This is a genomic window from Kitasatospora sp. NPDC127060, from assembly GCF_042724935.1.
In the GTDB taxonomy this organism is placed as follows: domain Bacteria; phylum Actinomycetota; class Actinomycetes; order Streptomycetales; family Streptomycetaceae; genus Kitasatospora.
The window spans coordinates 16,375-40,452 of record NZ_JBHXEG010000083.1 but is presented as its reverse complement, the minus strand read 5'-3'; the positions used below and the strand labels follow the sequence as shown (position 1 = coordinate 40,452).

General features: G+C 72.2%; 22 protein-coding genes and 2 tRNA genes. 9 read left to right on the top strand and 15 right to left on the bottom strand.

The window, feature by feature from the left end:
- Nucleotides 1-143 precede the first annotated feature (143 nt).
- The 4 genes from ACFWIS_RS33135 to ACFWIS_RS33120 form a co-directional block, all read right to left on the bottom strand.
- Nucleotides 144-806: an ATP-dependent Clp protease proteolytic subunit gene (locus ACFWIS_RS33135; protein ID WP_329931164.1), complete on the bottom strand. Its 663-nt coding sequence runs from the start codon at nt 804-806 to the stop codon at nt 144-146.
- A gap of 56 nt (nt 807-862) precedes the next feature.
- On the bottom strand, nt 863-1,480 hold the full coding sequence (locus ACFWIS_RS33130) for an ATP-dependent Clp protease proteolytic subunit (RefSeq protein ID WP_046386806.1): 618 nt from the start codon (nt 1,478-1,480) through the stop codon (nt 863-865).
- Between the two features lie 269 nt (nt 1,481-1,749).
- A complete protein-coding gene (gene tig, locus ACFWIS_RS33125; protein WP_380463681.1) occupies nt 1,750-3,138 on the bottom strand; it encodes a trigger factor in 1,389 nt (462 codons plus the stop codon).
- A gap of 294 nt (nt 3,139-3,432) precedes the next feature.
- A tRNA-Pro gene (locus ACFWIS_RS33120) sits at nt 3,433-3,506 on the bottom strand.
- Between the two features lie 169 nt (nt 3,507-3,675).
- Between ACFWIS_RS33120 and ACFWIS_RS33115 the strand changes: the two genes are divergently transcribed.
- Nucleotides 3,676-3,746: transfer RNA gene (locus ACFWIS_RS33115), tRNA-Gly, on the top strand.
- Nucleotides 3,747-3,846: 100 nt separating this feature from the next.
- Here the strand turns inward: ACFWIS_RS33115 and ACFWIS_RS33110 are convergent.
- Entirely contained in the window at nt 3,847-4,404 is a 558-nt protein-coding gene (locus ACFWIS_RS33110; protein ID WP_380463679.1) for a hypothetical protein, read from the bottom strand.
- Nucleotides 4,405-4,593: 189 nt separating this feature from the next.
- On the opposite strand from ACFWIS_RS33110, the gene ACFWIS_RS33105 reads away from it, so the two are divergent.
- Entirely contained in the window at nt 4,594-5,385 is a 792-nt protein-coding gene (locus tag ACFWIS_RS33105; RefSeq protein ID WP_380463677.1) for a DUF6348 family protein, read from the top strand.
- A 64-nt stretch (nt 5,386-5,449) separates the two neighbouring features.
- On the opposite strand, the gene ACFWIS_RS33100 is transcribed toward ACFWIS_RS33105, so the two are convergent.
- The 4 genes from ACFWIS_RS33100 to ACFWIS_RS33085 all read right to left on the bottom strand — a co-directional run bounded on the left by ACFWIS_RS33100 (nt 5,450) and on the right by ACFWIS_RS33085 (nt 8,810).
- A complete protein-coding gene (locus ACFWIS_RS33100) occupies nt 5,450-5,647 on the bottom strand; it encodes a hypothetical protein (protein WP_188304780.1) in 198 nt (65 codons plus the stop codon).
- 475 nt (nt 5,648-6,122) lie between these two features.
- Nucleotides 6,123-7,349: a PP2C family protein-serine/threonine phosphatase gene (locus ACFWIS_RS33095; RefSeq protein ID WP_380463675.1), complete on the bottom strand. Its 1,227-nt coding sequence runs from the start codon at nt 7,347-7,349 to the stop codon at nt 6,123-6,125.
- Between the two features lie 320 nt (nt 7,350-7,669).
- A complete protein-coding gene (locus ACFWIS_RS33090) occupies nt 7,670-8,155 on the bottom strand; it encodes a ribose-5-phosphate isomerase (protein ID WP_380461382.1) in 486 nt (161 codons plus the stop codon).
- Nucleotides 8,156-8,210: 55 nt separating this feature from the next.
- The gene (locus ACFWIS_RS33085) at nt 8,211-8,810 is read right to left on the bottom strand and encodes a biotin transporter BioY (protein WP_380461381.1); all 600 of its coding nucleotides are present in this window, start codon (nt 8,808-8,810) and stop codon (nt 8,211-8,213) included.
- A gap of 266 nt (nt 8,811-9,076) precedes the next feature.
- On the opposite strand from ACFWIS_RS33085, the gene ACFWIS_RS33080 reads away from it, so the two are divergent.
- The gene (locus ACFWIS_RS33080; RefSeq protein WP_380461380.1) at nt 9,077-10,492 is read left to right on the top strand and encodes an amino acid permease; all 1,416 of its coding nucleotides are present in this window, start codon (nt 9,077-9,079) and stop codon (nt 10,490-10,492) included.
- 147 nt (nt 10,493-10,639) lie between these two features.
- Here the strand turns inward: ACFWIS_RS33080 and ACFWIS_RS33075 are convergent, their stop codons facing one another.
- Nucleotides 10,640-11,314, bottom strand: a complete 675-nt coding sequence (locus tag ACFWIS_RS33075) for a DsbA family protein (RefSeq protein ID WP_380461379.1) — start codon at nt 11,312-11,314, stop codon at nt 10,640-10,642.
- Nucleotides 11,315-11,499: 185 nt separating this feature from the next.
- On the opposite strand from ACFWIS_RS33075, the gene pepN reads away from it, so the two are divergent.
- The gene (pepN, locus tag ACFWIS_RS33070) at nt 11,500-14,091 is read left to right on the top strand and encodes an aminopeptidase N (protein ID WP_380461378.1); all 2,592 of its coding nucleotides are present in this window, start codon (nt 11,500-11,502) and stop codon (nt 14,089-14,091) included.
- 77 nt (nt 14,092-14,168) lie between these two features.
- On the opposite strand, the gene ACFWIS_RS33065 is transcribed toward pepN, so the two are convergent.
- The 4 genes from ACFWIS_RS33065 to ACFWIS_RS33050 all read right to left on the bottom strand — a co-directional run bounded on the left by ACFWIS_RS33065 (nt 14,169) and on the right by ACFWIS_RS33050 (nt 19,726).
- The gene (locus ACFWIS_RS33065) at nt 14,169-15,491 is read right to left on the bottom strand and encodes a glycoside hydrolase family 18 protein (protein WP_380461377.1); all 1,323 of its coding nucleotides are present in this window, start codon (nt 15,489-15,491) and stop codon (nt 14,169-14,171) included.
- 165 nt (nt 15,492-15,656) lie between these two features.
- Entirely contained in the window at nt 15,657-18,302 is a 2,646-nt protein-coding gene (acnA, locus tag ACFWIS_RS33060) for an aconitate hydratase AcnA (protein ID WP_380461376.1), read from the bottom strand.
- Between the two features lie 222 nt (nt 18,303-18,524).
- Nucleotides 18,525-18,683: a hypothetical protein gene (locus tag ACFWIS_RS33055; RefSeq protein ID WP_380461375.1), complete on the bottom strand. Its 159-nt coding sequence runs from the start codon at nt 18,681-18,683 to the stop codon at nt 18,525-18,527.
- Nucleotides 18,680-19,726, bottom strand: a complete 1,047-nt coding sequence (locus ACFWIS_RS33050; protein ID WP_380461374.1) for a hypothetical protein — start codon at nt 19,724-19,726, stop codon at nt 18,680-18,682. Before ACFWIS_RS33050 ends, ACFWIS_RS33055 begins: the two co-directional genes overlap by 4 nt.
- 30 nt (nt 19,727-19,756) lie before the next feature.
- On the opposite strand from ACFWIS_RS33050, the gene ACFWIS_RS33045 reads away from it, so the two are divergent.
- The 5 genes from ACFWIS_RS33045 to ACFWIS_RS33025 all read left to right on the top strand — a co-directional run bounded on the left by ACFWIS_RS33045 (nt 19,757) and on the right by ACFWIS_RS33025 (nt 22,916).
- Nucleotides 19,757-20,164 carry a hypothetical protein gene (locus ACFWIS_RS33045; RefSeq protein ID WP_380461373.1) on the top strand — a complete coding sequence of 136 codons (408 nt, stop codon included), beginning with the start codon at nt 19,757-19,759 and terminating at the stop codon, nt 20,162-20,164.
- A gap of 120 nt (nt 20,165-20,284) precedes the next feature.
- Complete coding sequence (locus ACFWIS_RS33040) at nt 20,285-20,803, top strand: SigE family RNA polymerase sigma factor (RefSeq protein WP_380461372.1); 519 nt, start codon at nt 20,285-20,287, stop codon at nt 20,801-20,803.
- 24 nt (nt 20,804-20,827) lie between these two features.
- Nucleotides 20,828-21,862, top strand: coding sequence for a hypothetical protein (locus ACFWIS_RS33035; protein WP_380461371.1), 1,035 nt, complete (start codon nt 20,828-20,830; stop codon nt 21,860-21,862).
- A 51-nt stretch (nt 21,863-21,913) separates the two neighbouring features.
- On the top strand, nt 21,914-22,315 hold the full coding sequence (locus ACFWIS_RS33030) for a type II toxin-antitoxin system VapC family toxin (RefSeq protein ID WP_380461370.1): 402 nt from the start codon (nt 21,914-21,916) through the stop codon (nt 22,313-22,315).
- 67 nt (nt 22,316-22,382) lie between these two features.
- Nucleotides 22,383-22,916, top strand: coding sequence for a superoxide dismutase family protein (locus ACFWIS_RS33025; protein WP_380461369.1), 534 nt, complete (start codon nt 22,383-22,385; stop codon nt 22,914-22,916).
- 56 nt (nt 22,917-22,972) lie between these two features.
- On the opposite strand, the gene argF is transcribed toward ACFWIS_RS33025, so the two are convergent.
- Entirely contained in the window at nt 22,973-23,974 is a 1,002-nt protein-coding gene (gene argF / locus ACFWIS_RS33020; protein ID WP_380461368.1) for an ornithine carbamoyltransferase, read from the bottom strand.
- Between the last annotated feature and the right edge of the window lie 104 nt (nt 23,975-24,078).

Genomic DNA, 24,078 nt, shown 5'->3' with positions numbered 1-24,078 from the left:
GGCCCGGGTTTCCCCCCCCCGGGCCCGGGGCCCCCCCCCCCCGGGGGGTTATTGAACCCCAACCCCCCCCCCCCCCCCCCCCCCCGGGGGGGGGGGGGGGGGCCCCCCCCCGGGGCCCCCCCCCCCCCCCGACGGTGCCGTCCTCAGGAGGTCAGCGAGGTCTTGCGGGTGGAGATGATCTGGTCGACCAGGCCGTACTCGGCGGCCTCCTCGGCGGTCAGGATCTTGTCGCGCTCGATGTCCTCGCGCACCTGCTCCACCGACTTGTTGGAGTGCTTGGAGAGCATCTGCTCCAGCTGCTCGCGCATCCGGAAGATCTCCTTGGCCTGGATCTCCAGGTCGGACACCTGGCCGCGGCCGGTCTCGGTGTACGGCTGGTGGATCAGGATGCGGGCGTTCGGCAGCGCCATCCGCTTGCCGGGGGTGCCGGCGGCGAGCAGCACGGCCGCGGCGGAGGCCGCCTGGCCCATGCAGACCGTGGTGATGTCCGGCTTGACGTACTGCATGGTGTCGTAGATGGCCGTCAGGGCGGTGAAGGAGCCGCCGGGCGAGTTGATGTACATCTGGATCTCGCGGTCCGGGTCCATCGACTCCAGGCACAGCAGCTGCGCCATGATGTCGTTCGCCGAGACGTCGTCGACCTGCGAGCCGAGGAAGATGATGCGCTCCTCGAACAGCTTGGCGTACGGGTCGTACTCGCGGATGCCCTGCGTGGTGCGCTCGACGAACCGCGGGACGATGTAGCGGCCCTCGGCGCGCATGTCCTCGACGCGGGCCTGGGCGGCCGACAGGCTGGGGATGTTCATGGGGGTTCTTGTCCTCCGGGGCGTTGTGGCTGTGGTCTCGTGGGCCGGGCCGAGGCTCAGGCGCCCGTGCCGCCGCCGCCGGGGACGTCCGCGGCGCTGTGCATGATCGCGTCGATGAGGCCGTACTCCAGGGCCTCCTCCGGGGTGAACCAGCGGTCGCGGTCGGAGTCCCGGGTGATCTGCTCGAAGGACTGGCCGCTGTGGAAGGCGATCAGCTCGGACATCCGCTTCTTGGTGCGGAGCAGCTGCTCGGCCTGGATGCGGATGTCGGTGGCCGAGCCGCCGAGGCCCGCGGAGGGCTGGTGCATCAGGATGTTGGCGTTCGGCAGCGAGAAGCGCTTGCCCTTGGCGCCGGCGGTCAGCAGGAACTGGCCCATCGAGGCGGCCATGCCCATCGCGATGGTGACGACGTCGTTCTTGATGTACTGCATGGTGTCGTAGATCGCCATGCCCGCCGAGATCGAGCCACCCGGGGAGTTGATGTAGAGGAAGATGTCCTTCTCGGGGTCCGCGGCCAGCAGCAGCAGCTGCGCGGTGATCTTGTTGGCGATGTCGTCGTCGACCTGCTGGCCGAGGAAGATGATCCGCTCGTTGAGCAGTCGGTTGTAGACCTGGTCGCCAAGGCCCCCGAGCACGTCACCAGCGGCGGCGTGCGGCGCCATCGGGCCAGGCATCTGCATCTGCGGGAACGTCACTTAGCCACCTGCTCAGTCGATTTGGACGGTCGATCGACGGCCGTCACGGTGTCGCACAGCTTCCGGGTATCACGTTGTGATTGTTGCTGTCCAAGGACCCTAACGCGCAGGCCCGGCCGCAGAATCCCTCACGCAGAACTGTTCGCTGTGAGCGCAGGGTCGCGCGGGGCCGCGGTGGGACGACAGCGGGCCCGGACACCGTACGGCGTCCGGGCCCGCTGCAGCGCCTCAGGGGGCTACCGGGGCACTCAGGCCTCGGTGCTCTCCTCGGCCTTCTCGTCGGCGGCGGCCTCGACGGTCTCGGCCGTCTCGTCCTCGTCGTCGAAGTTGATCTCGTTGCCCTCGGTGTCGACGACCTTGGCGGCCTCGACCACGGTGGCCAGCGCCTTGCCGCGGGCGACCTCGCCGACCAGCAGCGGAACCTGGCCGCCCTGGACGACCTGCTGGGCGAACTGGTCCGGGGTGAGGCCCGAGCCGGCGGCACGGCGGATGAGGTGCTCGGTGAGCTCCTCCTGGTTGACCCCCAGCTCCTCGTTGGCGACGATCTGGTCCAGGACGAACTGGGTCTTGATGCCCTTCTTCGCCTGCTCCTCGATCTCCGCCTCCCACTCCTCGCGGGTCTTGCCCTGGGTCTCCAGGTAGGTCTCGATGTTCAGACCCATCGGCTCGAGCTGGTGGTGCTCGAGGTTGTGCTTGCGGGTCTCGATCTCGTCCTTCAGGAGCTTCTCGGGGTACTCGATCTCAACCAGCGCGAGCAGGGCGTCGAGGACCTTCTCCTGGGCCTGGGTGGCCTGGTCGTACTCCTTCATGCGCTCCAGGCGCTTGCGGGAGTCGGCACGCAGGTCCTCCAGGGTGTCGAACTCGCTGGCCAGCTGGGCGAACTCGTCGTCCAGCTCCGGCAGCTCCTTCTCCTGGACGGCCGTGACGGTGACGGTGACCTCGGAGGTCTGGCCGGCCTGGGTGCCGCCCTTGAGCTCGGTCTCGAAGGTCTTCTCCTCGCCGGCCGACAGGCCGAGCACGGCCTCGTCGATGCCGTCGATGAGGCGGCCCGAGCCGATCTCGTAGCTGACACCGCTGGCGGTGCCGTCCTCCGGCACCTCGCCGTCGACCTTGGCGATCAGGTCGACGACCACGATGTCGCCCTCGGCGGCGGCGCGCTCGACGTCCTTGACCGACGAGAAGCGCTCGCGCAGCTGCTCCAGCGACTTCTCGATGTCCTCGTCGGAGACGGCGATCGGGTCGACGGTCACCTCGATGGAGGAGAACTCCGGCAGGGTGATCTCCGGACGGATGTCCACCTCGGCGGTGAACTTCAGGTCACCGCCGTCGGCGATCTTCTCGACACCCTCGATGTTGGTGATGTCGGGCTGGCCGAGGACCTCGATCTTGCCCTCGTCGACGGCCTGCGTGTAGAAGCGCGGCAGGGCGTCGTTGACGGCCTCCTCCAGCACGGCACCGCGGCCGAAACGCTGGTCGATGACGCGAGCCGGGATCTTGCCCTTGCGGAAGCCCGGAACCGTGACCTGCTGGTTGATCTTCTTGTACGCCGCGTCGAGGCTGGGCTTGAGCTCCTCGAAGGGCACCTCGACGGTGAGTCGAACCCGGGTCGGGTTCAGAGTCTCGACGGCGCTCTTCACGGTTAGGTCTCCTAGGGGCTTGCGGTCAGGTTGTCTCCGCCCGGCCCGCACGCCCGGCCGGAGCCGGTACGGGTGGGTCGGACGAGACGGGCGATGGGCGGTTGGAGCTGCATCTCCCGTGTGGGTGGACGGTGAGCTTGACTCCTCGCCCTCGTGCGGTTGACCTGGGTTGACGCCACAGGGACTACCGCCAGCGCCCCATCCTACCGGTACCACGAAAGGCGGACGCCAGGCGCCACCGTACCGCCCAACAGAACAGGGCCCCGCCCCGGTGGGCGAGACCCTGCCGCACTGTCGGGGTGACCGGATTCGAACCGACGGCCTTCCGCTCCCAAAGCGGACGCGCTACCAAACTGCGCCACACCCCGTGGTGCCGAGAGGAAGCGTACACGCCGGGCCCGTACGGCTCGTCGACTTATTCGGGGCACGACGGGAGCACGGCGGAAGGGGTGCCCGGGGAATGCGGTGTGCACGGGAGGGACCGGACCAGGTACGCTGTCTCCCGAACTTCCGGCCGGCAACGGTCGGCGGGTTCGCGCGGGTGTAGCTCAATGGTAGAGCCCTAGTCTTCCAAACTAGTCACGCGAGTTCGATTCTCGTCACCCGCTCTTCCGGTCCGGCCCCGGTGCGCCCAGCGCACCGGGGCCGTCGGCGTTCCCGGGCCCGGTACGGCGCTTCAGCGGCCCGGCACTCCAGAGGCTCGGCCGTTCAGAGGCCCAACCGGGCGGCCCGGGCGGCGGCCCGGTCGAGCAGCTGGTGGACGTCGCCCTCCCGGGTGGTGGGGCGGTCGTTGAACTCGTCCGGGGAGCGCGCCGGGCGGCCGGTGGCGTGCAGCACCTCCATCAGCTGGACCCGGCCGGTGCGCACGGTCGCCGGGGTGCCGTAGCCGTACGCCAGGACGGCGGCCTGGGCGCCGAGCAGGCAGACCCGGCCGGCCCCGTCCCACATCGCGCCCTGCAGCCAGCCGTGGGCGCCGATGTAGCGCGAGGCCAGCCGCAGGTGGTCGGCGGCGGTGACCGGGACGGGCCGCGCCGGGCGGCGCAGCGCCCGGTCGAGCAGGGTGGCCCGGGGCTCGGGGTGGCCGGCCTGCCAGGGGCGCAGGGTGCTGCCGTACCGGCAGACGTACGGCCCGGGGGTGCGCGCGGGCGCGGGCAGCGAGGCGAGGTAGGCCTCGATCTCGGCGACCAGGCCGGAGCCGTCCGGGCCGGTCGGCAGCCCGGGGAGCAGGAGCGGGCGCGGCGGTTGGGTCAGGTCGGTGCGGGGCATGCGGCGTCTCCGGGCGGGCGGCCTTCAGGGTCGCTCCCCAAAGTGGGGCATTCAGGACATTTCCGCGACCGCAGGACCGTGGCGTCCGCACGGTTTCCCGCACGGCGGTCGGGCCGATAGCCTCGGCGGCGTTCGAGCGCAGTTCGAGCGCGACCCGACGCGCCGCGCTCCCTAGGTGGAGGAGTCCCGGTGCGTCCGCAGGAGCGACTGGCCGTCATACAGCGCTGTGTGGTCCTGGAGATGGCGCGGCTGGGCCAGGAGTTCCATCCGGACGGCGAGGTGGTGCGCGGCCCCGGCACCACGGCCGTGGCGGTGCGCGAGCACCCCGGGGACGACGGCGCCGGGCACGTGGACCTCGGCTTCGTGCTGCAGCTGGGCAGGGCGGACGCACCGGTGGTGTGGGACTGCGCGGCCGGCCTCGGCAAGACCGAGGAGGAGAAGCTCGCGAACGCGGTGAAGATGTGGGCGACCACCACCGCCTCGGTGCTGGTCGAGCTGGCGGACGGCCGGGGGATCCACGCCGACCGCCCGGACCTGCCCGAACTCCCGGGCTGGCGGGCCGTGCAGGGGCCGGCGGCGGTGTTCGGCTTCGGCAACGAACACCTGGCGGCCTGGCTCGCCGAGCACCGGGTGCTGTCGGCGCTGGCGCCGGCGCTGCGTCAGGAGCTGGCCGGGCCGGGCCCGGTCGGGGTGAAGCTCTTCCTGGGCGGGAAGGCCGGCGACGACGTCGCCGAGGTCCGGGTGGGCGGCGAGGTGTCGGAGGCGGCTTCCGCGGCGCTGCGCGCGCTGGACTGGCCGCGCGGCGAACGGCTCTGCTGGGCGCGGCTGTTCGTGCTGCTGACGGCGGAACGGGCAGCACCGGTCACGGCCGCGCCGGCGGGTGCCGCGGCACCCGCGCCGGTGCGTGCCCCGGCCCCGGTGGCGGCGCGCCCCCGGGGTCTGTTCGCCCGCTGGCGGGAAGCCCGGCGGGCCGGCCGGTAGCAGCGACTCGCCCGCTCGCACCCCGAACCGAAGGGCGCGAGAGGGCGCCCGTCGGCCCGGCCGGTCAGCCGCCGGTGATGCTGGAGATGCTGTGCGCCAGGTTGGCCAGCAGGGAGTTGATGGAGGTCGCCATCGTGGTCTCGTGCAGCATGAAACCGAACAGGGCGGCGACGATCGCGTGCGGGATCTTCAGCTGCTTGTTCCGGATGAAGATGATGCACAGGATCGCGAACAGGACCAGCGCGGAGACGGAGAGTGCCACCCGGACTCACTTCCTCGTTTCATAGCGTGGCGCCGCCGCCCGGCGGCACCTGCGAAGCCGGACCCCGGCCTGTCCGACGGTCCCGAGGCGGAATCGCGGACCGTCCGGCGCACCGCCGGTGAAGGGGCCCGCGCCGGACCGCTGTCTGCTGTGCCGCACGTGTCACCCCCCATCCCCCGAATCCTGAACAGTCCCGCCCGGACTCAGTGTGGTCGACCGTGCCGATTGCGTAAAGGTCTGACAGTCAGCCCAACGCCCAGATCCTGCGATGCGAGACGAGTTTCCGCCGACCGGGACGATAGCCGAGCCGTTCTGACGAATCGTCGGCGGGGCGGTGCTGAGCGGCCGGGAAGCGCCCGGGAGCGGGGAGCGGAAGCGGCAGGTCCGGTCAGCCGACGGGGGGTCCGATATGGCCGAAGATCAGCTGCCAGGCTTGACAGGAGTGCCGGAGGCATGTGCCGACCGGCCGCGGTCCTCAGTCCCGCCAGAGCAGCAGCACGGCGCGGTCGTCGTTGATGTCCCGGGCCACCGTCTCGATCAGCGAGCCCGCCGCTCCCGCGCCACTGCCCGGGGCGCCGCCGGGGACCAGCCGGTCGGCCTCCCCCATCAGCCGGTCCATGCCCTCGGCGAGGTCCCGGCCGGGCGCCTCGACCATGCCGTCGGTGCACAGCATCAGCACGTCGCCGCGGTTGAGCCGGCCGCGCACGCCGTCGAACTTGGCGCCGTCGTAGATCCCGAGCAACGGGCCCTCGGCCTCCTTGACCTCCCAGCGCCCCTCGCCGGCCAGCCGCTGCATCCCGGGCAGGTGCCCGGCCGAGAGCAGTTCGTACTCGCCGCTGTCCAGGTCCAGCACCAGGTGGACGGCGGTGGCGAAGCCCTCCTCCCAGGACTGGCGCAGCAGGTAGCCGTTGGCCGCGGGCAGGAAGTCGTGCGCGGGCAGCGAGCCGACCAGGCCGCCGAAGGCGCCGGACAGCAGCAGCGCCCGGGAGCCCGCGTCCATGCCCTTGCCGGAGACGTCCGCGAGGACCACCTCCAGCAGCCGCTGGCCGGGGCCGGTGCGGGCGGCCACCACGAAGTCGCCGGAGAAGGACTGGCCGCCGGCCGGACGCAGCGCCATGTCCGCGTGCCAGCCGGCCGGCAGCTCGGGCACCCGGCTCTGCACCCGCAGCCGCTCGCGCAGGTCGAACAGCATGGTGGAGCCGCCCCACCAGGGGACGCCGACCCGGGCCCGGAACTGGGCCAGCAGCAGGCCGCCCACCCCGGCGGCGCCGACCACCAGGGCCGCGCCCGGGGTCACGCCGTAGACGTAGGCCTCCGGGTTCTCGCTGGCGACCCGCTGGCCGGTGTGGATCACGGACTCGGCGGACAGCCCGAGGGCGGCCAGCGCGTACAGCACCACCAGGCTGCCGGGGCGCAGCAGCAGGGCGCCGGCCAGGATCGGCAGGACCAGGGCGGTGGGCGGGGCCCAGTCCGGGATCCAGATGTTGAGCAGGATCATCAGCGGGACGAGCAGGGCCAGCGCGCAGAGCACCGGCCAGTCGGCGGCACCGCCGCGGAAGTAGTCGACACCGGCCGTGCGCAGCCTTCGGCGGACCCGGCGGAGCCTCTTGCGCAGCCGGGCCGTCACGGGCTCGGACGCCTGGGCGGCGCCGGGCCTCGTCGCAGTCGTCTGGGGCGGTGCGCCCGGCGGTCTGCCAGCCATGGGGACCGACCCTATCCACGGGTACGGCTCGGCGTCGACGGCCCGGGGGCGGGCGGCGCCGGCGGCGCGCGGGCCGTTCAGCGGGTTTCGGACGATCGGGCCGGTGGCGGGCGTGCCGTCAGGAGGCGTGCGCCGGTTGGGCGTACGGAGCCCGCGGGCGGCGCGTGCGCCCCGCGCACGGGAGCGCGGCCGGGCCGGGGGGCCTGTGGCCGATCCCACAGGCCCGCGGCCCCGCGGCGGGGGCGTGCGGGCCGGGGGCGGACGACGACGGCCGGCCGCACGGAGGGTGCGGCCGGCCGTCGGTGGCGGGTGGGGGGTGATCAGCCCTGCGGGTGGTGCGCCGGGATCGGCGGGAGCTCGCCGGTGGTCTCGTACTCGCTCAGCATCTCGATCCGGCGGGTGTGCCGGGCCTCGCCGCTGTACGGGGTCTTGAGGAAGACCTCGACGAACTCGGTGGCCTCCTCGGCGGTGTGCATCCGGCCGCCGATGGAGATCACGTTGGCGTTGTTGTGCTGACGGCCGAGCTCGGCGGTCTGCACGCTCCACGCCAGCGCCGCACGGACGCCCTTGACCTTGTTGGCGGCGATCGCCTCGCCGTTGCCCGAGCCGCCGATCACGATGCCCAGGGCGTCCTGGTCGGCGGCGGTGCGCTCGGCGGCGCGCAGGCAGAACGGCGGGTAGTCGTCCTCGGCGTCGTAGATGTGCGGCCCGCAGTCGACCGGCTCGTGGCCGGCCCCCTTCAGCCACTCCACCAGGTGGTTCTTCAGTTCGTATCCGGCATGGTCGGAGCCCAGGTACACGCGCATGCCCATGAGTGTGGCATGCGCGGGCGCCCGGGCCCGACAACGGGGGGCCGGAGGCTCAGCGGCGGCCGAGCAGCTTCCAGGCGAGCGGCAGGGCGCCGGCCGCGAAGGCGGCCTTGAGCGCGTCGCCGACCAGGTACGGGTAGAGGCCCAGCTCGGCGGCGCGGGCCAGCGACACGTGCAGGCTCAGGGCCAGGTACGGCACGCCGACGGCGTAGATGGCGAGGCTGCCCAGGACCATGGTGGCGGCCGTGTTCAGCGGGGTGCGGTCGGCGCCGCGGCGGGCCAGCGCGCCGGTCAGGGCGGCGGCGAGGACGAAGCCGAGCACGTAGCCGAAGGAGGGCATGGCCCAGCCCGAGGTGCCCTCGGCGAACCAGGGCAGGCCCGCCATGCCGGCCAGCAGGTAGAGCGCGAGCGAGGCCACGCCGCGCCGGGCGCCGAGCGCGGTGCCGACCAGCAGGGCGGCGAAGGTCTGGCCGGTGACCGGCACCGGCGAGCCGGGGACGTTCACCGACAGCTGGGCGGCCACGCCGGTCAGCGCGGCACCACCGACCACCAGGGCCAGGTCGCGGACCTGGGCGCCGAGGCGGGTGGAGGCGGTGGGCAGCAGGTCGGCGAGGACGGCGCGGCGCGCTATCGGGGTGGTGGCAGTGGCCATCGGGACTCCTCCGTGAAGGTCCAGGTGAGTGAACACCTGTGAACCTACGCGGTGATCCACTGCGTCACCGCCACGGTTTCGGACAAAGCCCCGCCCTCCGGGATTGTCGGAACCGCCCCAGTGGGACGGCCCGTCAATCTACCGCCACGTACCGTCACCACCCGGTCCGCATGGTGGGCCCGCGGCGGACTTCCTTGGCATGGGCAGCGGGGTCCCCGGATATTGGACAACTCATGCCGCATTCCGCACAGTCTGGAACCGCCCCTATGGCCCCCACCCCCGCGCCCTCGGCGCCCGGGACCACCGACGCCACTCCCCCGCCGTCCGGTGGTCAGCAGCTCAGCCACGGGCTGAAGCAGCGCCATCTGTCGATGATCGCCCTCGGCGGCGTCATCGGCGCGGGCCTGTTCGTGGGCTCCGGCGCCGGCATCGCGGCCGCCGGACCGGCGATCATCCTCGCCTTCACCCTGTCCGGCCTGCTGGTCATGCTGATCATGCGGATGCTCGGCGAGATGTCCGCCGCCCGTCCGGCCTCCGGTTCCTTCTCGGTGCACGCCGAGAAGGAGATCGGCCCCTGGGCCGGGATCACGGCCGGCTGGATGTACTGGGTAATGCTCTGCTGCGGCGTCGCCGCCGAGGCCACCGCGGCCGGGAAGATCGTCAACGGCTGGATACCCGGGGTCTCCTCCTGGGTCTGGGTCGCCCTGTTCATGGTCTTCTTCTGCGTCAGCAACCTGACCGCGGTGAAGAACTTCGGCGAGTTCGAGTTCTGGTTCGCCACCATCAAGGTCGCCGCGATCATCGCCTTCCTGGTCCTCGGCGGGCTCGGCATCGCCGGCGTGATCGGCCCCGGCGCCCCCGGCGCCGCCAACCTCACCGGCCAGGGCGGCTTCCTGCCCACCGGCGTCAGCGGACTGATCGTCGGCCTGCTCGCCTCGGTCTTCGCCTACGGCGGCCTGGAGACGGTGACCATCGCGGCCGCCGAGTCCGACGATCCCAAGAAGAACGTCGCCAACGCGGTGCGCACGGCGGTGTGGCGGATCGCGATCTTCTACATCGGCTCGATGGCCCTGGTCGTCACCCTGGTCTCCTGGAAGGACCCGGCGGTCGTCGCCGACGGCCCGTACGTCACGGTGCTGCGCCACCTCGGGGTGCCCGCGGCCGGGACGATCATGGAGACGGTGGTGCTGATCGCGCTGCTGTCCGCGATGAACGCCAACATCTACGGCGCCTCCCGGATGGCGTACTCGCTGGTCGGCCGCGGCCAGGGCCCCAAGGCACTGGCCAAGGTGTCCGGCGGGGTGCCGCGCCGGGCCGTGCTGGCCTCCTGCCTGTTCGGCTTCGGCGCCGTGCTGGCCGCCAAGTTCTGGCCGGAGACCGTGTTCACCTGGCTGATGAACACCACCGGCGTCGCGATCCTGGTGGTCTGGCTGTTCATCTGCATCGTCCAGCTGCGGATGCGCCGTCGGCTGGAGCGCGAGGCGCCCGAGCTGCTCACCGTGAAGATGTGGGGCTACCCGTACCTGACCTGGGTCGCGATGGCCGCCGTGGCCGGCATCCTCGCCCTGATGACCACCACCGAGGGCAACCGCCAGCAGCTGTACGCGGCCGGGGTGCTGGTCGCGCTGCTGATCGGGGCCGGACTGCTCAAGCAGCGCCGGGAAGCGGCCGCCGCCCGCTAGGCCCGGCAACGGCCAGGCACGGCACAGCACAGCACAGCGCGGCACGGCACGGCACAGCGCGGCACAACAAGGGCAACGAACGGCATGCGGAAGGGCCCGGTACCTCGGTACCGGGCCCTTCCCCGTGCGTGCGTGCGTCGCGGGCCGTTACTCGAAGGACGGGCCCGCCGTACGGGTGCGCTTGATCTCGTAGAAGCCCGGGGTGGAGGCCACCAGCAGGGTGCCGTCCCACAGCCGGGCCGCGGCCTCGCCCTTCGGGGCCGGGGTGACCACCGGGCCGAAGAACGCGACCCGCTCGCCGTCCACGCCCTCGACCGCGATCACCGGGGTGCCGACGTCCTCGCCGACCAGGGTGATGCCCTCCTTGTGGGAGGCGCGCAGGGCCTCGTCGTACGCGTCGGTGTCCGCCGCGTCAGCCAGACCGGCCGGCAGGCCCGCGGCCACCAGAGCGGCCTCGATGGTCTCCCGGTTCTGCGGCAGGCCCTGGTTGTGGAAGCGCAGGCCCAGCTCGGTGTACAGCCGGCCCAGCACCTCCTCGCCGTGCTGCTGGGCGGCCGCGACGCACACCCGCACCGCGCCCCAGGCGTTGTCCAGCAGCTCGCGGTAGTTCTGCGGCAGGTCGCGGTGCTCGTTGAGCACCGACAGGCTCATCACGTGCCAGTTCACGTCGACCGGGCGCAGCTGCTGGACCTCGATCAGCCAGCGGGACGTCATCCACGCCCACGGGCAGGCCGGGTCGAACCAGAAATCGGCGGTCTTGCGCTCAGCGGCAGTCGTCACTGGGTCTCGTCCTTCGTGAGGTGTTCCGAGGCAGCGGGGCATCGCCCCAACCGGTTCCCAACACCCGCGGGAGGCCGCTGATTCCGGCCCGGACGCGGCGACCTGTGCAATGGTACCGGTCGGGAGCGGCGTGAAAGGATGCCCCCTGCGTGCGCGGCGCACACCGCACACGGAACCGCACCCCTCACACACGCACCACCGTGCGAGCCGGACAAAGGAGTACCGCCGTGCCGGGCAAGAACCTGAGCCGCGAGGAAGCGCAGCAGCGAGCCGGCGTCCTGGCCGTCGACGACTACCGGGTCCGGCTCGACCTGACCTCGGCCCCCGACCCGACGGCAGCGACCTTCCGCTCCACCACCACCGTCGCCTTCCGCTGCTCCCGACCCGGCGCCGGCACCTTCCTCGACCTGCTCGCCCCGGCCGTCCGCTCGATCACCCTCAACGGCCGCGCCCTGGACCCGGCCACCGCCTACGACGGCGCCCGGGTGCACGTCGACGGACTGGCCGCCGAGAACGTCCTCACCGTCGAGGCGGACTGCGCCTACAGCCGCACCGGCGAGGGCCTGCACCGCTTCGTCGACCCGGCCGACGGCGAGACCTACCTCTACACCCACTACGAGCCGGCCGACGCCCGCCGGGTGTTCGCGAACTTCGAACAGCCCGACCTGAAGGCCCCGTTCACCTTCACGGTGACCGCCCCGGCGGCCTGGGACGTGCGCTCCAACGCCGTGCACAGCAGCGTGACCGAGGAGGACGGCGCCCGCACCTGGGAGTTCGCGCCGACCCAGCCGATCTCCACCTACCTCACCGCCGTGGTGGCCGGCCCGTACCACGTCGTCACCGACCACTACAGCCGCGAACTCGCCGACGGCACCACCCTGGAGATCCCGCTCTCCGCGCTGTGCCGCAAGTCGCTCGCCCAGCACTTCGACGCGGAGGAGATCCTCGGCGTCACCAAGCTCGGACTCGACTTCTTCCACGAGGAGTTCGACTTCCCGTACCCCTTCGGCAAGTACGACCAGGCCTTCGTCCCCGAGTACAACATCGGCGCGATGGAGAACCCGGGCTGCGTGACCTTCAAGGAGGAGTACGTCTTCCGCTCGAAGGTCACCGACGCCGCCTACGAGGCCCGCGCGAACGTCGTGCTGCACGAGATGGCGCACATGTGGTTCGGCGACCTGGTCACCCCGCGCTGGTGGGACGACCTGTGGCTGAAGGAGTCCTTCGCCGACTTCATGGGCTCCTACGCGCTGATCGGCGCCCGCACCCGGTACTCCTCCGCCTGGGTCACCTTCGCCAACCAGCGCAAGGCCTGGGCCTACCGGCAGGACCAGTTCCCCACCACCCACCCGATCACCGCCGACATCCGCGACCTCGAGGACGCCAAGCTCAACTTCGACGGGATCACCTACGCCAAGGGCGCCTCCGTCCTCAAGCAGCTGGTCGCGTACGTCGGTTCGGAGGCCTTCTTCCAGGGCGCCCGCCTCTACTTCCAGCAGCACGCCTTCGGCAACACCGAACTGGGCGACCTGCTGGGCGTGCTGGAGGAGACCAGCGGGCGCGACCTGAAGAGCTGGGCCGCCGCCTGGCTGCAGACCGCCGGGGTCAACGCGCTCACCCCGCAGGTCACCACCGACGCCGAGGGCCGGATCACCGAACTGGCCGTGCTCCAGGACACCGCGAACGATCCTGCGGCTCCGTCGGGTGGCGTACTGCGCCCGCACCGGATCGCGGTCGGCCTGTACGACCGGGACGCCGACGGGGCCCTGGTGCGCACCGAGCGGATCGAGCTGGACGTCACCGGCGCCCGCACCGTCGTCGCCGGGGCCGTCGGCCGCCGACGCCCGGCCCTGGTGCTGCTCAACGACGAGGACCTGACCTACTGCAAGATCCGCTTCGACGACGCCTCGCTGGAGACCCTGCGCACCGGCCTCGGCGAGATCCGCGACGAGCTGGCCCGGGCGCTCGCCTGGTCCGCGGTCTGGAACCTCACCCGGGACGGCCTGATGCCGGCCCGCGACTACGTCGCCCTGGTGCTGCGCTTCGCCGGCCAGGAGGGCAACATCGGCGTGCTGCAGTCGCTGCACGCCCAGTCCAGGACCGCCGTCGACCTGTACGCCGCCCCCGAGTGGCGCGCCGAGGGCGCCCGGCAGCTCGCCGACGGCGCCCTGCGCGAGCTGCGCGACGCCGTCCCCGGCAGCGACCACCAGCTCGCCTGGGCCCGCTTCCTGGCCCAGACCGCGGGCGGCGCCGAGCACCTCGGGCTGGTCCGCGGCCTGCTGGCGGGCAGCGCCCGGATCGACGGCCTGGAGGTCGACCAGGAGCTGCGCTGGTCGCTCTGGCGGGCGCTGGCCGCCGCCGGACAGGCCGGCGACGAGGAGCTGGCCGGGGAACTGGCCGCCGACAACACCGCGGGCGGCAAGCACCAGTACACCCAGTGCCTGGCCGCCCGGCCGACCCCGGAGGCCAAGGCCGCCGCCTGGTCGGCCGTGATCGACTCGGACGAGCTGCCGAGCGCCCTGGTCGAGGCCAACAGCGCGGGCTTCGCCATCCCCGCCCAGCGCGACCTGACCGCCCTCTACGCGGCGCCGTACTTCAAGCTGCTGGAGAAGGTCTGGGCCGAGCGGACCATCGAGATCGCGATGCGGATCGTCGGCGGGTTCTTCCCGATCGCCCAGACCGACGAGCACACCCTGGCCGAGGCGGACGCCTGGCTGGACGGCCACCCGCAGGCCGCGCCGGCGCTGCGCCGGCTGGTGCTGGAGCGCCGGGACGACCTGGCCCGGGCCCTGCGGGCGCAGGCCTGCGACCGGGTCTGACACCGCCGTGAAGGGCCCGCCGACCGCGTGTCGGCGGGCCCTCGCGCGTTCCCCGGGGCCGGGAGCGGGGGCGCAGGTCAGTCCCGGCGCAGGCCGCGGTCCAGGGCGGCGATCGCACTGCCCCGGGCGTCGTCGCCGTCCAGCGACCAGACCATCACCCCGGCCAGGTCGTTCCAGCGGGCGTAGCGGGCCTTCTGGGTGAGCACCTCGGCGGTGTCGTAGCTGTAGAAGGCGGTGCCGTCGTACTTCCAGGACGCACCGTGGTCGCGGTCCAGATACACCTTTCCGGGCAGCGCATTGAGCTCCTGGTAGGAGTGGTCGGGCGCGGCGGCGGTGGCGCTCCGGTAGAGGCCGCCGCGCGTCCCGGGGGCGACGCCGGTCCAGCCGTGGCCGTAGAGCGGGGCGCCGAGGACGAGCTGCTCGGAGGGCAGGCCGCGCTCCTGGTAGTGGGTGACGGCGCTGTCCGCGCTGCGGCGGCGCGGGTCCGGGTCGGCCGGGTCGGGGTAGAGGTTGGCCTGGTGGTTCGCCGGACCCTTGCCCTCCCAGGGGCCGTGCAGGTCGTAGGCCATCAGGTTGAGCCAGTCCACCGACCGGCTCAGCTGGGGCAGTTCGAGCCGGTCGGCGACGGTCTCGTTGGCGGCGACGGCGGCGGTGAGCAGGTAGTGCCGCCCCTTCTTGCCCTCGGCCGCGCTCAGCCGGTCCAGCTGGGTGCGGAACTCCCGCATCAGCAGGGTGTAGTTGTGGCCGTCCTCGGGGCGGACCACGTTGTCGGCGTCCCCGCCGCCGCCCGGGTACTCCCAGTCGATGTCGATGCCGTCGAAGACGCCGGCGGCCGCGCCCGCGCCGCCCTCCGGGGAGTCGGCCAGGACCGGCAGGTCGCCCTTGAGGTAGAGGTCGATGCAGGAGGAGACGAACTTCTTGCGGGAGGCGTCGGTGGCGGCCGCGTCCGAGAAGTACTTGGACCAGCTCCAGCCGCCCAGCGAGATGACGGTGCGCAGCTGCGGGTTCTTCGCCTTGAGCTTGCGCAGCTGGTTGAAGTGGCCCTTGAGCCGCTGGTCCGGGGTGTCGGCCACGCCGTCGACGGACTCGGCGGCGGAGAAGGAGCGCTGGTAGTCGTCGCGGGCGTCGCCCTGGCCGGCGTCGTCGCTCGCGAAGCAGGTGCCGTCAGCGGAGACGTTGCCGAAGGCGTAGTTGACCACGGTCAGCTTGGCGGCCTGGCCGGAGTCCTGGACCCGCTTGGCGGAGCTGTCGGCGCCCCACTGGGTGAAGTAGCCGACCCGCTGGCCCTTCAGCCTGGGCCCGTGCCCGGGCCGGCCGTCGGCGGCGTGGGCGGTGGCGGGGGCCGCGAGCAGCACGGCGACGGTGGCGGCGGCGAGCAGGGCTGAGGTGCGAGTGGGCATACCGGGCCTGTTCTCTGAAGCGGCGTCAAATGGTCTGGACCAGATGGCACAGAGGTTTAGTCCATGGGCCCGGGTGCGCACAAGGGGGCATCCGGGTCCGGCGCGGCATGCAAAAGGGGGCCGGACCGCGCAGTGCGGTCCGGCCCCCTCTCAGGGCGCTGGAACTCAGCCGATCAGCGAGCGCAGCACGTACTGCAGGATGCCGCCGTTGCGGTAGTAGTCCGCCTCACCGGGGGTGTCGATGCGGACGACCGCGTCGAACTCCTTGTCACCGGCCTTGACCTTGACGGTCTTGGGGGTGCGGCCCTCGTTGAGCTCGGTCACACCGGTGAAGGAGAAGGTCTCCTCGCCGGTCAGACCGAGGGACTCGGCGTTCTCGCCCTCCGGGAACTGCAGCGGCAGGACGCCCATGCCGATCAGGTTCGAGCGGTGGATGCGCTCGTAGGACTCGGCGATGACGGCCTTGACGCCGAGCAGCGCGGTGCCCTTGGCGGCCCAGTCGCGGGACGAGCCGGAACCGTACTCCTTGCCCGCCAGGACGACCAGCGGGACACCGGCGGCCTGGTAGTTCTGCGAGGCGTCGTAGATGAACGACACCGGGGCGTCGGCCTGGGTGAAGTCGCGGGTGTAGCCGCCCTCGGTGCCCGGCGCGATCTGGTTGCGCAGGCGGATGTTGGCGAAGGTGCCGCGGATCATGACCTCGTGGTTGCCACGGCGCGAGCCGTAGGAGTTGAAGTCACGCTTCTCGACGCCGTTGGCGGTCAGGTACTGCGCCGCCGGGGTGCCCGGCTTGATGTTGCCGGCCGGGGAGATGTGGTCGGTGGTGACCGAGTCGCCCAGCTTGGCCAGGACGCGGGCGCCGGCGATGTCGGTCACCGGGCTCGGGGTCTTGGCCATGCCCTCGAAGTACGGGGGCTTGCGGACGTAGGTGGACTCGGCGTCCCACTCGAAGGTGTTGCCGGTCGGGACCGGGAGCGACTGCCAGCGGTGGTCGCCGGCGAAGACGTCCTGGTAGCCCTTGTCGAACATCGCCTCGTCGATGGAGCCGGCGACGGTGTCGGCGACCTCCTGCTCGGTCGGCCAGATGTCGGCGAGGAAGACGTCGTTGCCGTCGGCGTCCTGGCCCAGGGCGTCCCTGGTGATGTCGATGTTCATGTTGCCGGCGAGGGCGTAGGCGACCACCAGCGGCGGGGAGGCCAGGTAGTTCATCTTGACGTCCGGGTTGATCCGGCCCTCGAAGTTGCGGTTGCCGGAGAGCACCGAGACGACCGCGAGGTCGGACTCGTTGACGGCGGCCGAGACCTCCTCGGGCAGCGGGCCCGAGTTGCCGATGCAGGTGACGCAGCCGTAGCCGACCAGGTTGAAGCCCAGCTTCTCCATGTACGGGAGCAGGCCGGCCTTCTCGTAGTAGTCCATGACGACCTTGGAGCCGGGCGCCAGGGTGGTCTTGACCCAGGGCTTGACGCGCAGGCCCTTCTCCACGGCCTTCTTCGCCAGCAGGGCGGCGCCCAGCATGACGGAGGGGTTGGAGGTGTTGGTGCAGGAGGTGATCGAGGCGATCACGACCGCGCCGTTGTCGATCTCGTAGGTCGAGCCGTCGGGGGCGGTGACGGCGGTCGGCTTCGAGGCCTCGGCGGAGTAGGCCGGCAGCGCCTCGGCGAAGCGCTCGGCGGCCTCCGCCAGGATCACGCGGTCCTGCGGGCGCTTCGGGCCGGAGATCGACGGGACGACGGTGGAGACGTCCAGCTCCAGGTACTCGGAGTAGACCGGCTCGACCGACGGGTCGTGCCAGAGGCCCTGCTCCTTGGCGTAGGCCTCGACCAGGGCGAGCTGCTGCTCGTCGCGGCCGGTCAGACGCAGGTAGTTGATGGTCTCGGCGTCGATCGGGAAGATCGCGCAGGTCGAACCGAACTCCGGCGACATGTTGCCGATGGTGGCGCGGTTGGCCAGCGGGATGGAGCCGATGCCGTCGCCGTAGAACTCGACGAACTTGCCGACCACACCGTGCTTGCGCAGCATCTCGGTGATGGTGAGCACCAGGTCGGTGGCGGTGGTGCCGGCCGGCAGCTCGCCGGTCAGCTTGAAGCCGACGACGCGCGGGATCAGCATGGAGACCGGCTGGCCGAGCATCGCGGCCTCGGCCTCGATGCCGCCGACGCCCCAGCCCAGCACGCCCAGGCCGTTGACCATGGTGGTGTGCGAGTCGGTGCCGACGCAGGTGTCGGGGTAGGCCTGGCCGCCCCGGACCATGACGGTGCGGGCCAGGTGCTCGATGTTCACCTGGTGGACGATGCCGGTGCCCGGCGGGACGACCTTGAACTCGTCGAAGGCGGTCTGGCCCCAGCGCAGGAACTGGTAGCGCTCCTTGTTGCGGCCGTACTCGATCTCGACGTTCTGGGTGAACGCGTCCTTGGTGCCGAACTTGTCGGCGATGACCGAGTGGTCGATGACCAGCTCGGCCGGGGCCAGCGGGTTGATCTTGGCCGGGTCGCCGCCCAGCTCCTTGACGGCCTCGCGCATGGTGGCCAGGTCGACCACGCAGGGCACGCCGGTGAAGTCCTGCATGATCACGCGCGCGGGCGTGAACTGGATCTCCTGGCTCGGCTGGGCGTTCTCGTCCCAGTTGCCGAGGGCGCGGATGTGGTCGGCGGTGATGTTGGCGCCGTCCTCCGTGCGGAGCAGGTTCTCCAGCAGCACCTTGAGGCTGTAGGGCAGCCGCTCGGAACCCTCGACGGCGGAGAGCTTGAAGATCTCGTACGACTCGTCGCCCACCTGCAGCGAGCTGCGGGCGTCGAAGCTGTTCGCGGACACGACTGACTCCTTCTGGGTGCTTCGTGCTACATCCGGCAGCCACGCGGTGGTAAGGTCAGCCTTACTTAGGCTTGCCTTGCCGCATCACCGGCGAGGCCTCTCGGCAAGTATCTTGATGTCGAGATATATCGTAAGGGGCAGTTATCTCGATGTCGAGATAAACCATAGTGCATGCGGCCGCCAGCACCACCGCAGGCATGCCCCGGCGGGCGGCGACGCAGGTCAGCGGCCGTCCGGACCGCGACGCTTGCGCTCCAGCCGGATCAGCCAGACCGCTCCCGCCACGATCGCCGCGGCCAGCAACAGCACCACCACGAGCTCACCGCCCGAACCGCCGGTCGGCGCCGGGGCGATGTCGGCCAGCAGGGCCGTCGTCCTCATACCTTCACCTCCTTTCGTCCGCTCCGCACCTGCTCCGGTCCCGGCGCCGGGCCGCGCTCCGCGCCCAGACCGAGCACCAGCGTCAGCAGCACCGGGAACTCCAGATACGCGTGGTAACTGGCCAGCGCCGCGTACACCGAGCGGCCCTGGGCGTAATCCACGGCGAACAACAGGGCCAGCAGCGCCCCCGCGCCCGCACCCAGCGCCCAGGCCCGCCCGCCCCGCAGGCCCGGCACCCGGGCCTCGAAGCACTCCGCAGCCTCCGGCGCGTACCGGGGCAGGAACCACACCCAGACCACGTAGTGCATCGTCTGCAGGAACGCGAACACCGCCAGGAAGCGCAGCCCCACCTGCGGCGTCAACCAGCCCGGCGGGGTGTAGACCGCCGCCAGCCGGTCCGTCCAGCCCCCGGGGCGCTGGGACAGCAACCCGTCCAGCAACCCGCTCAACAGCAGCCCCGGCACCACCAGCACCCAGACGGACTGGAGCACCAGGAACGCCGCGCGCCCCCGGGCCAGCCTGCGCGACCACTCCACCAGGAACAGCAGCGGCACCACGTTGTGCAGGTGCGCCAGCACCACGAAGTGGTACGCCGGGAACGCCAGCGACGCCGCGCCCGCCCCCACCAGCCCCACCCCGGCCGCCGCCAGCAGCCACGGCCGACCGCGCAGCCCGTACCAGCAGGCCGCCGCCAGCAGACCGTACGCCAGCAGGATCTCCGCCGACTGGGACCACCGCGACGCCGGCAGCAGCCGGCACACCACGATCCCGGTCACCAGCGCCACCAGCAGCCGCAGCAGCGGACCGGACAGCACCGCGGCGAACCGCCCCGCCACGTAACGCAGCTCCAGCACGTTGTGCAGCAGCCCGAAGGCGGCCAGGCCCAGCACCGCCAGACCGGTCGGCGCACGCAGCGCCAGCACCAGCGCCAGCGCCGCCGACAACGCGAACCCCGCGAACGGCACCCCGCCCAGCCGGGCGCCCGGACCGGGCGCCGGCCACGGCCCCGCCCCGGCACCCGCCCCGATCCCCGCGCTCGCCATGCTCCCCCTCCCCGTGGCACGATCCCCGCCGTGCGCTACCCGGTGGCCCTCGCCCTCACCCTGCTGACCGAGACGCCCGTCTACACCGCCGCCCTCGTCCGGATCGGACACGTGCGCCCCGGCCGGGCCGTCGCGGCCGGCGTGCTCGTCAACCTGGTGACGCACCCGCTGCTCTGGTGGACCCTCCGGCACTGGACCGACGGGCCCGCCGCAGCGTACTGGAGCTGCTTCGCGCTCAGCGAGACCGCGGTCTGCGCCGTCGAGGCACTGCTGCTGTGCCCGGCCGCCGGACTGCGCCCGCGCGACCCGCTGCCCTGGATCGCCTCCGGCACCGCCAACGCCACCTCACTACTGGCCGGACTGCTGGCCGGTCCGTTGCTCAGTCCGTTGCTCAGTCCGTTGCTCAGTCCGTTGCTCAGTCCGTTGCTCGGAAGGTGAAACCCGTGCCGGCGACGCCGTAACGCGGACGCCGGGCTCACGCGTCCAGTCGGGCGCAGGGGGCGGTAACGCCCGCACACGGGGCGGGAGCGCCCGCACACGGGGCACGAGGGGACAGCGGTGATCGGGAAGAACCGACGGGCCGAGGAGAGGGCGGAGTTCGAGGGCTTCGCGCACAGCCGGGGGCAACGGCTCTTCCGCACCGCGCTGCTGCTGTGCGGCGACTGGCACCTCGCCGAGGACCTCACCCAGGTGACGCTCGCCAAGCTCTACGCCTCCTGGCCCAAGGTCCGCCGGGCCGACAACCAGGACGCCTACGCCCGCAGCACCCTGGTGCGCAGCTACCTCTCCCACCGGCGGCTGCGCCGCAACGGCGAACGACCCGCCCTCGGCGAACTGCCCGAAGGCATCGCGCCCGGCGACGATCCGGCCCTGCGGATCACCCTGCTCAACGCGCTCGCCGAACTGTCGCCCCGGGACCGCGCGGTACTCGTCCTGCGCTACTGGGAGGACCGCAGCGTCGAGGAGAGCGCCGCCGAACTGGGCGTCAGCGCGGGCGCGGTGCGCGCCCAGTCGCTGCGCGCCCTCAAGCGGCTGCGCGCGGTGCTCGGGCCGCAGGCCGCCGAACAACTCGTCTGACCCCCGTCGGAAAGGAACCCGACCATGAATGAACCGGACGCGGACGGCGGAAAGCTGTCCGACGCCTTCGAACGGGCGGTCGGCGGCCTCGGCCCCGACCTCGGCCCGCTGATCGCCGCCGGCGCCCGGCAGGGCCGCTCGATCCGCCGCCGGCGCCGGCTGACCATCGCCGGCGCCGTCACCGCGGTGGCCGCACTCGCCGTCGGCGGCACCGTCGCACTACGGACGGACCACGGCACCCCGGCCGCGGCCGGGGCGGCCACCGCCTCCTCCCCGGCTTCCCAGGGCCCGACCGCCTCCCCCTCCGCACCGACCCCGAGCCGGCGCTTCCCCCAGCCGCTCCAGTACTCGGACGAGACCACCGAGAAGCCCCTGCCAGGCAGCGGCCCCCACACCGGCAAGGTGGTCCTGACCGGCCGCGCCGCGCTGGCCGCCCTGACCCGGGCGCTGCCCCCCGGCGGACGGACCTCGGGCTACGCCGGCCACTCCTCGCTGATCAAGTCCAACGCCGCGGACCCCGGAAGCGCCCTGGTCATGGCCACCACGCTCTACGACGACGGCGCCGGCCCGGCCGACGTCCGGATCATGATCGAGGGCGGCCTCGGCGACCACCTCCGGACCGGCGGCCACCCCGACCAGGACGACCTGCTGAGCTGCGCCGTGGTCAACCGCGGCGGCCAGTTCCGCTACTGCTCCGACAGCGTGCTCCCGGACGGCGGCCGACTGCTGCTCACCGAACGGACGGTGGGAGGCGTCCTCTCCCGCGAGGCCAGCCTGCTGCGCCCCGACCAGGCCAGGGTGACGGTCAGCGCCATCAACACGGCTCCGGTCGCCGGCTACGCCAAGGTCCAGGTGGTCCGGGACGGGCTGCCGCTCAGCCTCGACCAGCTGAAGGCCGCCGCGATGTCCCCCGAGCTGAAGGAGTGGATCACCCCCGAGGAGGCGGAACAGGCCGAGCGGACGATCCGGCCGTTCCACGACGACTCACCGGGAAACACCCCGTCCGCCACGACCACCCCGTCCGCCCCGGCCACCCCGCCGCCCGGCTCCACCAGGTGAGGACCGGCCGGGTACGGTGGCCGCTGTGGTGACGGGCTGAGGGGGCCGACGATGATCGTGGTGGACGCGTCCGCGCTGGTACTGGCGCTCGCCGACCGGGGACCGCGCGGGGACCGCGCCCGGGCCGAACTCGCCGCCGACGACGACTGGACGGCCCCCGAGCACCTGGTGATCGAGGTGATGCAGTCGCTGCGCGGCCTCCACCTGGCCAAGGAGCTGACCGCCCAGCGGGTCGCCGAACTCACCGTCGAGCTGGCCGCGGTGACCTTCCGCAAGGTCGAGGTGGCACCGCTGCTCGGCCGGATCTGGGAGCTCAAGGACAACCTGACCCCGGACGACGCCGCGTACGTCGCCGTCGCCGAGCGTTACGGGGCGCCGCTGGTCACCGGCGACCTGCGGCTGATGCGGGCCAGCGGGCCGCGCTGCGAGATCCGCGGGATCCCGCGCGACTGAGTGTCCACCTGCGGCCGACGGCGTTGAGCAGGACGACCGTCGCCCCGCCCGTGGAAGGCCCGCACCGATGCCCGCTCCGTTCGCCGCCGCCCTGCTGCCGCTGGCCCTGCTCGTCCCCGCCGCCTCGCCGGTCTCCGTCCAGGAGGCCGCCTTCGACCCGGCGACGGCCTTCGTCCCGCCGACCGCGATCAGCTACGCCGACGACCTGGTGCCGTACGGCTCGCACGCCCGGATCGTCACCGACCGCTCGGAGCCCGGGCGTACGGTACTCACCCTGACGGTGGCCGGGCTCGCCCCCGACCACGAGTTCCCGGCACACCTGCACACCGGCGACTGCGGGGCCGACCCGGCCGCCTCCGGGCCGCACTACCAGGACGTGGTCGACCCGGTGCAGCCGTCCACCGACCCGGCCTACGCCAACGACCGCAACGAACTGCGGCTGGTGCTGCGCACCGACGGGCAGGGCCGGGGCACCGCCACGGCAGTCGTCGACTGGCAGCCGCGGCCCGGCGAGGCCCGCTCCCTGGTGCTGCACGCGGGCACCCCGGCCGGTCCGCACGCGGCGGGCGACCGGGTGGGCTGCGTCAAGCTGGCGCGTTAGCCCGTCCGGTCGCCCGGCCGTCCGGCCGCCCTCGGGAGGCGGCACGGTGGCCCGCGTCAGGAACCGAGGGTGGCGACCAGGACCGCCTTGATGGTGTGCAGCCGGTTCTCCGCCTGGTCGAACACGATGGAGTGCGCCGACTCGAACAGCTCGTCGGTGCACTCCAGTTCGGTCATGCCGGTCGCCTCGTGCATCTGCCGCCCGACCACCGTGCCGAGGTCGTGGAAGGCCGGCAGGCAGTGCAGGAACTTCACGTCCGGGTTGCCGGTGGCCCGGACGGTGTCCATGGACACCTGGTACGGCTTGAGCAGCGCGATCCGCTCGGCCCACACCTCCTTGGGCTCGCCCATCGAGACCCAGACGTCGGTGTAGAGGAAATCGGCGCCGGCCACGCCCTGGGCCACGTCCTCGGTGAGGGTGATCCGGGCGCCGGTGCTCTCGGCCAGCTCCTGCGCCGCCTTCCGCACCTCCTGGGCCGGCCAGAGGGCCTGCGGGGCGACGATCCGGATGTCCATGCCGAGCAGTGCGCCGGTGACCAGCAGCGAGTTGCCCATGTTGGAGCGGGCGTCGCCGAGGTAGGCGAGGGCGACGTCGGTCAGCGGCTTGGTGCTGTGCTCGGTCATCGTGAGCACGTCCGCCAGCATCTGGGTGGGGTGCCACTCGTCGGTCAGGCCGTTCCAGACCGGGACGCCGGCGTACTCGGCCAGCTCCTCGACGATCTCCTGGCCGTGGCCGCGGTACTCGATGCCGTCGAACATCCGGCCGAGCACCCGGGCGGTGTCCTTCACCGACTCCTTGTGGCCGATCTGCGAGCCGGACGGGTCCAGGTAGGTGGTGAGGGCACCCTGGTCGTGGGCCGCGACCTCGAAGGCGCAGCGGGTCCGGGTGGAGGTCTTCTCGAAGATCAGCGCGATGTTCTTGCCGCGCAGCCGGGGCTGCTCGGTGCCCGCGTACTTGGCCGCCTTGAGCCCGGCCGCGAGGTCCACCAGGAAGCGGAACTCCTGGGGCGTGAAGTCGAGCTCCTTGAGGAAGTGCCTGTTCCGGAGGTTGAAGGCCATGCCGGGCTCCTGGGGTGACGGTACTGGTGGTATGTGCGGTACTTGCCGGAAAGCGGCAAGTGTATACGACGATCGGAATTTCTATACAGAGTGCCAGTGGCGAA